11 protein-coding genes are annotated in these 12894 nt (G+C 61.3%); 8 read left to right on the top strand and 3 right to left on the bottom strand.

Going from position 1 to position 12894, the window contains the following annotated elements; genetic code table 11:
• Window positions 1-81: 81 nt before the first annotated feature.
• From HAV22_RS21015 to HAV22_RS20980, 8 genes are all read left to right on the top strand, one after another.
• Window positions 82-1569: a protein adenylyltransferase SelO gene (locus tag HAV22_RS21015; RefSeq protein ID WP_443098492.1), complete on the top strand. Its 1488-nt coding sequence runs from the start codon at window positions 82-84 to the stop codon at window positions 1567-1569.
• A 19-nt stretch (window positions 1570-1588) separates the two neighbouring features.
• Window positions 1589-1984, top strand: a complete 396-nt coding sequence (msrB, locus tag HAV22_RS21010; protein ID WP_166861716.1) for a peptide-methionine (R)-S-oxide reductase MsrB — start codon at window positions 1589-1591, stop codon at window positions 1982-1984.
• A gap of 17 nt (window positions 1985-2001) precedes the next feature.
• Window positions 2002-2667 carry a septation protein A gene (locus HAV22_RS21005; protein WP_166861715.1) on the top strand — a complete coding sequence of 222 codons (666 nt, stop codon included), beginning with the start codon at window positions 2002-2004 and terminating at the stop codon, window positions 2665-2667.
• Window positions 2667-2939 carry a BolA family protein gene (locus HAV22_RS21000; protein ID WP_166861714.1) on the top strand — a complete coding sequence of 91 codons (273 nt, stop codon included), beginning with the start codon at window positions 2667-2669 and terminating at the stop codon, window positions 2937-2939. The genes HAV22_RS21005 and HAV22_RS21000 overlap by 1 nt, the downstream gene beginning before the upstream one ends.
• Window positions 2940-3042: 103 nt before the next feature.
• Window positions 3043-3834 (top strand): peptidylprolyl isomerase, encoded by a 792-nt coding sequence (locus tag HAV22_RS20995; protein WP_075791202.1) that lies wholly within the window; start codon window positions 3043-3045, stop codon window positions 3832-3834.
• 103 nt (window positions 3835-3937) lie between these two features.
• Window positions 3938-4717, top strand: a complete 780-nt coding sequence (locus HAV22_RS20990) for a peptidylprolyl isomerase (RefSeq protein WP_166861713.1) — start codon at window positions 3938-3940, stop codon at window positions 4715-4717.
• 83 nt (window positions 4718-4800) lie between these two features.
• Window positions 4801-6102, top strand: coding sequence for a GDSL-type esterase/lipase family protein (locus HAV22_RS20985; RefSeq protein ID WP_166861712.1), 1302 nt, complete (start codon window positions 4801-4803; stop codon window positions 6100-6102).
• 64 nt (window positions 6103-6166) lie between these two features.
• The gene (locus HAV22_RS20980; protein ID WP_166861711.1) at window positions 6167-6526 is read left to right on the top strand and encodes a DUF1304 domain-containing protein; all 360 of its coding nucleotides are present in this window, start codon (window positions 6167-6169) and stop codon (window positions 6524-6526) included.
• 100 nt (window positions 6527-6626) lie between these two features.
• On the opposite strand, the gene HAV22_RS20975 is transcribed toward HAV22_RS20980, so the two are convergent.
• The 3 genes from HAV22_RS20975 to purL all read right to left on the bottom strand — a co-directional run bounded on the left by HAV22_RS20975 (window position 6627) and on the right by purL (window position 12737).
• Complete coding sequence (locus HAV22_RS20975) at window positions 6627-7673, bottom strand: GmrSD restriction endonuclease domain-containing protein (RefSeq protein ID WP_229421350.1); 1047 nt, start codon at window positions 7671-7673, stop codon at window positions 6627-6629.
• A gap of 7 nt (window positions 7674-7680) precedes the next feature.
• Complete coding sequence (locus tag HAV22_RS20970; RefSeq protein ID WP_166861709.1) at window positions 7681-8448, bottom strand: FRG domain-containing protein; 768 nt, start codon at window positions 8446-8448, stop codon at window positions 7681-7683.
• A gap of 248 nt (window positions 8449-8696) precedes the next feature.
• Window positions 8697-12737, bottom strand: coding sequence for a phosphoribosylformylglycinamidine synthase (gene purL / locus HAV22_RS20965; protein WP_166861708.1), 4041 nt, complete (start codon window positions 12735-12737; stop codon window positions 8697-8699).
• Between the last annotated feature and the right edge of the window lie 157 nt (window positions 12738-12894).

Here is a 12894-nt window from a genome sequence, read left to right as displayed (position 1 = left end):
TCCGCACGCCGTGGGCTCATAGAATCCGCCCGTGTACGGTAAAATCCGGCCACGACCCGACATCCAAGCAAAGGAAGCGCCATCACCACCCGCACCGCCGACGACCTGCCGTTCGACAATGGCTTTGCCGAACTGCCGCCCGCGTTCTATACACGCCTGATGCCGACGCCCTTGCCCGCGCCGTACTTCGTCGCGGCCAGCACGCCGGCCGCGGGGCTCGTCGGACTGGATCCCGCCGACCTCGCGCGCGACGATTTCATCGCGGTCTTCACCGGCAACGAGGTACCCGCGCGCGCGCAGCCGCTGGCGGCCGTGTATTCGGGCCACCAGTTCGGGCACTGGGCCGGCCAGTTGGGCGACGGCCGCGCGATCCTGCTGGGCGACATCGACGGGCCGCAAGGCCGGATGGAACTGCAGCTGAAAGGCGCGGGCATGACGCCCTATTCGCGCATGGGCGACGGCCGCGCCGTGCTGCGCTCCTCGATCCGCGAATTCCTCTGCTCGGAAGCGATGGCCGCCCTCGGCGTGCCGACGACGCGCGCACTCGTCGTGACGGGCTCGAACAAGGGCATCATCCGCGAAACGATGGAGACGGCCGCCGTCGTCACGCGCATGGCCCCGAGCTTCGTGCGCTTCGGCTCGTTCGAGCACTGGCGCTACCGCGACAAGCCGGAAGAACTGCGCATCCTGGCCGACTACGTGATCAAGACGTTTTATCCGGAACTCGCGGGCGCGCCGAATCCGTATCTGGCCTTGCTGGAAGAAGTGACGCGCCGCACGGGCGTCCTCATCGCGCACTGGCAGGCCGTCGGCTTCATGCATGGCGTGATGAACACGGACAATATGTCGATCCTGGGCATCACCCTGGATTACGGCCCGTTCGGCTTCATGGAAGCGTTCGACGTCGACCACATCTGCAACCACACCGACCAGGGCGGCCGCTATTCGTACGCGAACCAGGTGCCGGTCGGGCACTGGAACTGCTATGCGCTCGCGAACGCCCTGCTGCCGCTGATCGACGACCAGGAAGCGGCGCAGGCCGCACTGGATGTCTACATCGACGCGTACGGCACCAGGTTCGACGAACTGCTGCACGCGAAGCTGGGTCTGACGACGACGCACGAGGACGACCGCGCGCTGGCCGACACGATGTTCCAGCTCATGCAGGACAACAAGGTCGATTTCACATTGTTCTTCCGCCGCCTGGGCGACCTCAGGCTGGACGTTGCGGATGCCGAGCGCGAAGCAAGCGATGCACCGCTGCGCGACCTGTTCCTCGACCGCCCCGCCTTCGACGCGTGGGCCGCGCAATACCGCGCGCGGCTGCGCCAGGAAGGCAGCGTCGATGCGGCGCGCCGGGTTGCGATGCACGCCGTCAACCCCAAATACATCCTGCGCAACTACCTGGCCCAGGTCGCCATCGAAAAGGCGCAGAATGGCGACTATTCGGAAGTAACGCGGCTGCTGTCGGTGCTGGAGCGTCCGTTCGACGAGCAGCCAGAACACGACGCCTACGCGGCGCTGCCGCCCGATTGGGCCGCCCACCTCGAAGTGAGCTGCTCCTCCTGACCTATCAACGAGAAGGATCATGACCGACAAAGTGACGAAGAGCGACGCCGAGTGGCGCGCCCAGCTGGACCCGATGGAATACCAGGTGACGCGCCACGCGGCCACCGAACGCGCCTTCACGGGCAAGTACTGGGACCACCACGAGCACGGCATCTACCGCTGCGTGTGCTGCGGCACGGCGCTGTTCGAATCGGATGCGAAGTTCGATTCCGGCTGCGGCTGGCCGAGCTATTTCCGCGCGCTCGATCCGGACAACGTGATCGAGAAGGTCGACCGCAGCCACGGCATGGTGCGCACGGAAATCATCTGCGCCGTCTGCGACGCCCACCTGGGCCACGTCTTCCCGGACGGCCCGCCGCCGACGGGCCTGCGCTATTGCATCAACTCGGCCGCGCTCACGTTCGAGCCGGCCTGAACGACACTGAACCGCTTATGAAATTCCTGTTCGACCTGTTCCCGGTCATCCTCTTCTTCCTCGTCTACAAGATCGCGGACGGCCACCAGGACGCGGCGCATGCGCTCGCCGTCCAGTACATGGGTGGCCTGATCTCGGGCGGCAACGTCGCGCCCGACCAGGCGCCAATCATGCTGGCGTCGGCCGTCGGCATCGTCGCCACGGTGCTGCAGATCCTGTACCTGCTCGCGCGCGGCCGCAAGGTGGACGGCATGCTGTGGCTGTCCCTCGGCGTCATCGTCGTGACGGGCGGCGCGACGATCTACTTCCACGACGAGAACTTCATCAAGTGGAAGCCGACGATCCTGTACTGGGCGTTCGCGCTGGCGCTGTTCGTCGCGCAGGTCGGGTTCCGCAACAACCTGATGCGCAAGGTGATGGAAGCGCAGATCAAGCTGCCGGACGCCGTCTGGGTCAAGGTCGGCTATGCGTGGATGACGTTCTTCGCCGCGATCGGCGTGCTGAACCTCATCATGGCGTTCATCGTCTTCAAGGGCAACACGGGCGCGTGGGTGAACTTCAAGCTGTTCGGCATCACGGCGATCTTCTTCGCGTTCATCGTCGCCCAGACCCTGATGCTGTCGAAGTACATCGAGATGGACGACCAGGAACAGCCGCAAGGCCACGGCAAGGGAGACGCGTGATGGACGACCGCGTGGAACGCATCCGCCAGCTGCTCGACGCCGCGCTGGCCCCATCCGAACTCGACGTCGGCGACGATTCGCACCTGCATGCGGGCCACCCCGGCGCCGCGTCCGGCGGCGGTCATTACCGAGTGAAAATCGTTTCGGAACGCTTCGAGGGACTGAGGCTGGTCATGCGTCATCGGCTGGTATATGATGCCGTGCACGGTATGATGCACACCGACATACATGCCCTGGCGATTACCGCCGTCGCACCGTCCGAGCAGTCGTGATGGCGCGCTTTCAGTGAGTCTTAAGTAAGCTGTCCCAGAATCTGCTACGCATTAGAAAAACTAAGCAAATCTTCGTCCAAGCAACCCCCTCACAGGAAACAAAATGACCTTTAAGCCAGCACGGCTGCTGTTAGCCCTGATCGCTATCGCCGCATCTTTCGCATACTCGCCTTCGTTCGCACAGAACCTTGCCGTGGTGAACGGCAAGGCTATCCCGTCCTCGCGCGCCGACGCCATCGTCAAGCAGGTCGTGGCACAGGGCCAGGGCACCGACAGCCCGCAACTGCGTGAGGCGATCAAGAAGGACCTGATCTCGCGCGAAGTGATGATGCAGGAAGCCATCAAGCAAGGCTACGACAAGAATCCGGAAGTCAAGGCAGCGCTGGAGAACGCGCGCCAGACCATCGTGATCAACGCCCTCGCGCGCGACTACATCACGAAGCACCCGGTGACGGACGCCGAAGTGAAAGCCGAATACGACCGCTTCGCGAAGCAGACGGGCGACAAGGAATACCACGTTCGCCATATCCTGTTCGCGACGGAAGACGAAGCGAAGGCAGCCATCGCCAAGCTGAAGGGCGGCGCCAAGTTCGAAGACCTGGCCAAGCAGTCGAAAGACACCGGCACCGCCAACAACGGTGGCGACCTGGATTGGGCGAGCCCGTCGTCCTTCCCGCCGGAATTTGCTGCCGGCTTCACCAACCTGCAAAAAGGCGCGATCACCGACACCCCGGTCAAGACCCAGGTGGGCTACCACGTGATCAAACTGGACGACGTCCGCCCGGCCAAGCTGCCGAGCCTGGACGAAGTCAAACCGCAGATTTCCGAAGCGCTGACCCAGCAAAAGCTGGCTGCGTACCAGGAAGAAATGGTCAAGAAGGCAAAGGTGCAGTAACATTGCAGCGCCGGCGGCACAGGCCGCCGGTTTTTCGTCGCCCCGGCGACTTTTCGTGTTGACCACCGGATTTCCACGACCGGTTTTAGATAGGATCGAATAAATGATTGTGAAGCCAGCCCGCCTGTTGTTAGCCATGACCGCGATGGTAGCCCTGCCGTCGTTCGCTCAGAACGTTGCGACCGTCAATGGCAAGCCCATCCCTGCGGCCAAGGTTGACCAGGTGGTCAAGCAGGTCGTCGCCCAAGGCAAGGCAACCGATTCCCCGCAACTGCGCGAGGCAATCAAGAAAGACCTGATCGGCCGCGAAGTCCTGATCCAGGAAGCCGACAAGCAAGGCGTCGGCACCCGACCGGACGTCAAGAACGCAATCGACAATGCCCGCCAGAGCATCATCATCAATGCGATGCTGGCCGATTACATCAAGAAGAACCCGGTCAAGGACGCGGACATCAAGGCCGAGTACGACAAGTACAAGGCCCAGGTCGGCGAAAAGGAATACCACGCCCGCCACATCCTCGTCGGCACGGAAGACGAAGCCAAGCAGATCATCGCCAAGCTGAAAGGCGGCGCCAAGTTCGAAGACCTGGCCAAGCAATCGAAGGATCCGGGTTCGGCAGCCAACGGCGGCGACCTGGACTGGGCAAGCCCGGCCTCGTTCGTGCCTGAGTTCTCGAAGGCCATGACTTCGCTGCAAAAAGGCCAGATCACGGAGACCCCGGTCAAGACGCAATACGGCTACCACGTGATCAAGCTGGAAGACGTCCGCGCGGCCAAGGTCCCGCCGATGGAAGAAGTGAAGCAGCAAATCGCGGAATCGCTGCAGCAGCGCAAGCTGGCGTCGTACCGCGACGAACTGATGAAGAAGGCCAAGATCCAGTAAGCTGGTTCGCCTGAAGAAAGCGCTCCTCGTGGGCGCTTTTTTTTGACCAATTTGTTCGACCAAACAACAAACCAGAGACACCGATGAAACTCCGCCATTCCGCCACCCTCCTCCTGTCCACACTGGCCGCCGCTGCCGCGACCGCGGCCACACCCGCACCCACGTTGCCGCTGTACGTGGGCCAGGCGCTTCCTGGCGCCAGCGTCAAGTTCGGCGACTTCGACGTCCAGCACACGCTGGAAGGCGACACCGGCCGCATGAACGACGACGCCAAGCAGCCGAACGCCCTCGTCGACGTCCACCGCACGAACAAGGACGGCACGGGCGACGCGCTGGGCTTCTCGTGGAAGAACGCATGGTTCTCGACGGTGCGCGTGGAGAGCGCCCCGCTCGACCTGCGTCCCTATCTGGCGAAAGGCACGGTGTCGTTCGACCTGAAGGTCAACGAGCTGGCGAAAGGTGGACTGAACTACCGCATCGACTGCGGCCAGGGTTGCGAGCGCAAGGTCACGGACGTGATCCCCGCGCGCGCCGCGCAGGGCAAGGGCTGGCGCCACCTGAGCTATGCGCTGTCGTGCTTCCATCACCAGGGCGACGACTTCAGCGCCGTGACGAAGCCGTTCGCGCTGGACGGCACGGGCGAGGGCGACGTCGAGATCGCCAACATCCGCATCGAGCAGAACGGCAAGCCGACCGAGACCTGCCCGGACTACCGCACGGCGAGCGTGACGCCGTCGCCTCTGAACGAATCGTGGTCGCTCGACTGGTGGATGCCGCGCCATGAAGAAAAACTGGCCGAGATCGCACGCCGCAAGGCTGCGGGCGAGCCGACGGAGCTCGTCTTCATCGGCGACTCCATCACGCACAACTGGGAGCAGCACAACAAGCCGCTGTGGGACGAGTTCTGGGGCAAGTACCACGCGCTGAACCTGGGCTACGGCGGCGACCGCACGGAAAACGTGCTGTGGCGCCTGCAGCATGGCGAGATCGACGGCATCGCGCCGAAGGTGGCCGTCATGATGATCGGCACGAACAACACGGGCTTCCGCATGGAAGAACCGAAGCTGCTCTACGCGGGCATCAAGCGCGACATCCAGGAAATCCAGAAACACCTGCCGCGCACGAAGATCCTGCTGCTCGCGATCTTCCCCCGCGCCGAGAAGGCGGACGACGCCCAGCGCATGAACAACGAGAAGGTCAACGCGCTGCTGCCGAAGCTGGCCGACGGCAAGCGCGTGTTCTTCCTCAACATCAATAAAGCGTTCCTCGCGCCGGACGGCACCCTGTCGAAGGACATCATGCCCGACCTGCTGCATCCGAACGGCGAAGGCTACAAGATCTGGCAGCGCGAGATGCAGCCCACGCTGGACAAACTGATGCATTGAGGCAGTACCGCGGATGGTGGCGGATGCGGTACAGTATGGACATCCTTACTTTTCGGAAATGTTCATGCTGCTGATCGCCACCGTCCTGACCGCCGTCGTCATCGCCATCCACGTCTACATCGTCCTCATCGAGACCGTGCTATTCCGCACGCGCGGCAGGAAGGTCTTCGGCATCAAGGAGGACCGCGTGGATGCGCTGGCGCCGCTGATGTCGAATCAGGGGTGCTACAACGGCTTTCTGGTGGCGGCGCTTGCGGTGGGGCTGCTACACCGGAATCCGGCGATCGGGCGCGCGTTCGTCGTGTTCGGGCTCGTCTGCGTGGTCGTCGCGGGCGCGTGGGGTGCGGCAACAGTGTCGCGCCGCTTCCTGGTAGTGCAGAGCGTACCCGCAACGCTAGCGCTCGTCGGATGGTTGACCGCCTAACCGTTCCATCCCGCGGTAAAACTACCTGTTGGGGAAGCCGGCCACTTTGCCAAACAAGTGGTCGACAGCGCTGCAACTCGGACTCCCTGGTGACGCGGTCCTAAGAGAGATTAGCAACCAAGTTATTCGGCAGAGAGTTCCCTGGCTCTAGCTTTAAGAACGCCTCAAGCACGGCATACCGGACCTTATAGCTAAGAAGGTCGTTCGTACTGCGGCTTGCCTTATTATATGCTGCTATAGGCGCAGTTGATGGGTTATCTTTTCTATACTCTTCAAATGCCTGCATTTCCCAACGCAAATCGACGTTAGGATAGTGCTTAGCAAGCCAATAATACAATGGGACAATGCCCGAAGACCGCAAAAGCGAGTCACCAGGTTCAAAAATCTCGCACATCGCGTCAAGGACCTCTAGCACGCGCTCAGCGCTGTTGTTAAATTCGGTTTCGGTAAGAGCCGCCTCCATCGCAAACCGATCAAGGTTTACCTTCTTCGTATCGACAAAGCCAGAACGATGCTCGATCAACAAAATCTTCGCAGCGACATTCTCGTCTTGTTTTCTCTTGGTATTAAACGAAACGTATTTCTTGAAAAAATCAGATTTTGCTATTTGCCTAATTAGTCGAGTCACCTCTCCAACCATTGCACTACGCACTTCCGCACCGGTTAATGGCTTACTCTTATTGAGACGAACAAACAAATCGTTAATTTTTTCTTCTTGATCGGTCAGGACCGACATTACGTTAATGTTGAAGTTCTCGATACGTTGAGCGATTTTCGGAAATTGCTCTTTGATCTCGTTAAACAATAGCCCCGCCAAACTGATCCGCTCTTCCCCGAGATATACCATATCGTTGTTTAAACGAAAACGGTTATCAAGAAAATCAAAAATCGCTTCAAAGCGCTGCCGACCATCAATCACGGCATAGGGGCGCCCTTTCAAGTTTAATGCACTGCTAACATAGCTAAAATCAGCGATATAGAACTTGGGAATATCATACCCATTAATTATCGAATCAATTAGGAAAGCTTTATCTGTATTTGACCAAACTCCAGAACTTCGTTGATAGGGTGGCGACAAATCAAGCTGATCGCGCTCGCCGTACCAATATGCCAACGTTGTGGCTTGAAATGGACGAACAACAAACATACTCACCTCAAAATCCGAAAGAAGTTTTAAGCTCGGTCCCTAACCCCGAAAGGTCCGGATAAATTACCGAATGCGTATAGCCAATAGAAAGAATTTTCTTGTGCAATTCAAGCCTTACAGATGGGTCAATCACGTAGCATTTCAGACATTTTTTTGCATACGGGATCTTCTCCATCGGCGTCGTACCTTGACCAAATATCGTAAACGTTCCTCTTTGGGCGACGACGCGGGCATTCGTGTAGTTTGCAAAGATAGCAATCGGATCGTTCCGCGGTGCCAATTGATCCGCCAAACTCTCCAGAAAACGAATTGCAGCATTATCAACAGGATCCGGGATCCTAGGCAACATTGGGTTATTCAGCGATTCTTTAGTCCATAACAAAGGGTCGAGCACCCATACGCAAGCCTGTTTGTCAGGCTTACTTGTAGACAACGCAAAATAGAGTGCAATGAACGGGTTCTCTGACCAATCCAAAAGACGTGTTGGAACCCCGTAGTGCTGGGCAACAAACATCTTATCAAACTCAGTTAGCGATCCATTGAGAGTTAAAAATGGAGGGCTAACCTGAGCAAATCTAGCGTTTACTCGGGCCTCGAGATCAAGAGCCCGAATTTTCCCGTTCTTTACTTCGGGATGGCGTAGCAGCGACGGTAAAAGCTCGTGCTCGAAGTCGCCAGAACCGCGAAACCACCTCGGCCCATCGGCGGCCTCCAATGAAATTTCGATATGTCTCAACAGCTCATGAAGCTTTGTAACTTCTTCAACCTGAATCATCAACAAACCTTTTCAACAGAAGAACGCCAATGACGTTCATGTAAGATATATCTTACAAGCATAGTAGCCGAACGGGCACCTGAAGAAACTCTCAAATTGTCACTTTTATGATGCAACCGCCACACACGCTTGGCTGAACGGTTTCAGGTCAGTTATACAGCGATTGATTAAACACCGCCACGACCTGCTGACACTAGTTGGCATATCAAATAAAAAGCGCTCCGACTCGGAGCGCTCTTAAAGGTTAATTACCCCACCCACTTCCTCGCATTCTGGAACATGCGCGCCCACGGCGAATCCTCACCCCAGCCATCCGGATGCCACGACATGGTAACGGTCCGCGCCACGCGCTCCGCGTGCGGCATCATGACGGTGAAACGACCATCCGGTGTCGTGACGGCCGTGAGGCCTTCCGGCGAGCCGTTCGGGTTGAACGGATACACCTCGGTCGCAGCGCCGCGGTTGTCGATGTAGCGCAGCGCCTTCACGACCTTGCTGACGTCGCCCGTCTGCGAGAAGTCCGCGTAGCCTTCGCCGTGCGCGATCGCCAGCGGCGCGTGCGTGCCTGCCAGGTCCTGGAAGAAGATCGACGGCGAATCCATCACCTCGACCATGCCGAAGCGCGCCTCGAACTGTTCCGACTTGTTGCGGGTGAACTTCGGCCATGCGTCCGCGCCCGGGATGATGGACTTCAGGTTGCTCATCATCTGGCAGCCGTTGCAGACACCCAGGCCGAACGTGTCGCCGCGGCCGAAGAAGGCAGCGAATGCAGCCTTCAGCTCCGGGTTGAACAGGATCGTCTTGGCCCAGCCTTCGCCCGCGCCCAGCACGTCACCGTACGAGAAACCGCCCACGGCGATCAGGCCTTTGAAATCGTCCAGCTTCGCGCGGCCGGCGATCAGGTCGCTCATGTGCACGTCGACGGCGTTGAAGCCCGCCTGGTGCATCGCCCATGCCGTCTCGATGTGCGAGTTGACGCCCTGCTCGCGCAAGATCGCCACGGTGGGACGCGCGCCCGTCGCGATGAACGGGGCCGCGATGTTCACGGTCGTGTCGTGCACGAGCTTCGGCGTGAAGCCCGGGTCCTGCTCGTCCAGCAGGCGGTCGTATTCCTGGTCGACGCACGCCGGGTTGTCGCGCAGGCGCGCGATGCGCCAGCTCGTCTCGCTCCACAGGCGGTGCAGTTCGCTGCGGCGCTTGTTGTAGATGACCTTCGTGTCGCGCGTGAATTCCACGACGCCGCGGTCGTTCACCTTGCCGATGATGTGGCTGCATGCGCCCAGGTCGAACGAACGCAGCACGTTCATCACATCCGACTTCTCGGACGTCTTGACTTGCACGACGGCGCCCAGCTCTTCGTTGAACAGCGCGCGCAGCGTCAGGTCGTTGCGGCGCTCGCCCACTTGCGACGCCCAGTTCTTGGCATCGCCGTGGTCGGACGCGTGCTCGCCTTCCATCGTCAGGATGTCCAGGTTGACGGAGACGCCGGCACGGCCCGCGAACGCCATCTCGCACAACGTGGCGTACAAGCCGCCGTCCGAACGGTCGTGGTAGGCGAGCAGCTTGCCGTCGTTGTTCAGTTGCTGGATCGCGGCGAAGAATGCCTTCAGGTCGGCCGGGTTGTCGACGTCCGGCGTGTCGTTGCCCAGCTGCTGCGTCACTTGCGCCAGTACCGAGGCGCCCAGGCGGTTCTTGCCGCGGCCCAGGTCGATGAGGATCAGCGACGTCTCGCCGAGGTCCGTGCGCAATTGCGGCGTCAGGGTTTTACGGACGTCCGTGACGGGCGCAAAGCTCGAGACGATCAGCGACACGGGCGATACCACCGCCTTGTTCTCGCCGTCCTCGCTCCACGTGGTACGCATCGACAGGGAGTCCTTGCCGACCGGGATCGACACGCCCAGCGCCGGGCACAGCTCCATGCCCACGGCTTTCACCGTGTCGAACAGTGCGGCATCCTGGCCCGGCTGGCCGCATGCGGCCATCCAGTTCGCGGACAGTTTGATCTGCGAGATATCCGCGATCGGCGCGGCGGCGATGTTCGTGATGGCCTCGCCGACGGCCATGCGGCCCGACGCGGCGGCGTCGATGACGGCGACAGGGGTACGCTCGCCCATCGCCATCGCCTCGCCCTTGTAGCCTTCGAAGCTCAACGTGGTAACAGCGCAGTCAGCGACCGGCACCTGCCACGGACCGACCATCTGGTCGCGCACGCTCATGCCGCCGACGGTCCTGTCGCCGATCGTGATGAGGAACGATTTGTCGGCGACGGTCGGCAGCAGCAGCACGCGGCGCGCGACTTCTTCCAGGTCCAGGCCCGTCACGTCGACCGGTTTGAACTGGTCCTTCACGTGTTCGACGTTGCGGTGCATCTTCGGCGGCTTGCCGAGCAGGACGTCCATCGGCATGTCGACCGGGGAGGTGTTCGTGATCGGGTCGATGAGGCGCAGCTGGCGCTCTTCCGTCGCGACGCCGACCGCCGCGAACGGGCAGCGCTCGCGTTCGCAGATGGCGGCGAAGCGCGGCAGATCGTCCGGCGAGATCGCTAGCACATAGCGCTCCTGCGATTCGTTGCTCCAGATTTCCTTCGGCGACATGCCGCTTTCTTCCAGCGGCACCTTGCGCAGGTCGAACGTGGCGCCGCGCTTGGCGTCGTTCGTGATTTCCGGGAACGCGTTCGAGATGCCGCCCGCGCCCACGTCGTGGATCGAGATGATCGGGTTCTCGGCGCCCAGCTGCCAGCAGCTGTTGATGACTTCCTGCGCGCGGCGTTCCATCTCCGGGTTGCCGCGCTGGACCGAGTCGAAGTCCAGGTCCGCCGTGTTCGTACCCGTCGCCATCGACGATGCCGCGGCGCCGGCCATGCCGATGCGCATGCCCGGGCCACCCAGTTGCAGCAGCAGGCTGCCGACGGGGATGTCGTTCTTGTGCGTGTGGTCGGCCGAGATGTTGCCGATGCCGCCCGCGATCATGATCGGCTTGTGGTAGCCGTACACAGTGTTCGCGCCGATGGCAGTCGCACCGACGTTCTGTTCGTAGACGCGGAAGTAGCCGCCCAGGTTCGGACGACCGAATTCATTGTTGAAGGCGGCGCCGCCGAGCGGGCCGTCGACCATGATCTGCAGCGGCGACGCGATGCGTTCCGGCTTGCCGTAGACTTTATCGCTGCCTCCCTTGTCGGCCGAGTTCACGTTCGCCGCGTTTTCCCACGGCTGCACGGCATCCGGCAGGTACAGGTTCGACACCGTGAAGCCCGTCAGGCCGGCCTTCGGCTTGGCGCCGCGGCCCGTCGCGCCCTCGTCGCGGATCTCGCCGCCCGCGCCCGTCGAGGCGCCCGGGAACGGGGAGATCGCCGTCGGGTGGTTGTGCGTCTCGACCTTCATCAGCGTATGCGTCAGCTGCGTGACGGGCGCGTACGCCTGGCTGCCGGCCTGCGGGAAGAAGCGCAATGCCTCGGCGCCTTCCATGATCGCCGAGTTGTCGCTGTACGCGACGATCGTGCCCTTCGGCTGCAGCTGGTGCGTATTCTTGATCATCTGGAACAGGCTCTTGTCCTGCTTGACGCCGTCGATGGTCCACTCGGCGTTGAAGATCTTGTGGCGGCAGTGCTCGGAGTTCGCCTGCGCGAACATCATCAGCTCGACGTCCGTCGGGTTACGCTGCACGCGGGAGAACGCGTCGAACAGGTAGTCGATCTCGTCCTCCGCCAGCGCCAGGCCCATCGTGGCGTTCGCCTCGACGAGCGCCGCGCGGCCTTGGCCCAGCACGTCGATCTGCTCGAGCGGACGGCTTTCCAGGTCCGTGAACAGGGCTTTGGCCTGGTCGGCGCTGCGCAGCACCGTCTCCGTCATGCGGTCGTGCAGCAGCGCGGCGATGGCCTGGATCTCGTTCTCCGCCAGCTTCTTCGGCGCGCCGAAGCCCGTGCCGAGGATGCCGCTCTTCAGCACGACGGTGAACGCGACGCCGCGCTCGACGCGGTGAATGTGGGCCATGCCGCAGTTGTGCGCGATGTCGGTGGCCTTCGACGCCCACGGCGAGATCGTGCCGAGGCGCGGAATCACGAAGAATTCCTCGGTGACGCCCTCGTACTGCGTTTCCGGCACAGGCTCGCCATAGGTGAGCATGGCACTCAAGCGCGCGGTGTCCTCCGTGGACAGGGGCGCGCTTGCATCGATGAAATGGTAGTAGCGTGCGGACACGTCTGCAATCGTCGGGGCGACGGCTTGCAGTTGCGCGAGGAGGCGTTGGCTACGGAAGGCAGAGAGGGCGTTGGAACCCGGCAGAATCAACATGGCTTGGAAGTCGGTTGATGCAGCGTGGCTGCGGGTGAAAGAAGCCCGCTATTATACAGCGTCGGCCCCCTCCCCGTCGGCCAGAGGCGACGGTTGGCGAGCGAAAAGTTGCCGACGTGGCAGCTTACCGGTATCGTAGTGTGAAAAAACCCTTCGC

Source organism: Telluria antibiotica, assembly GCF_011682055.1.
GTDB classification, from domain to species: Bacteria; Pseudomonadota; Gammaproteobacteria; order Burkholderiales; family Burkholderiaceae_D; genus Telluria; species Telluria antibiotica.
This window is presented reverse-complemented; position numbering and strand designations above follow the sequence as displayed.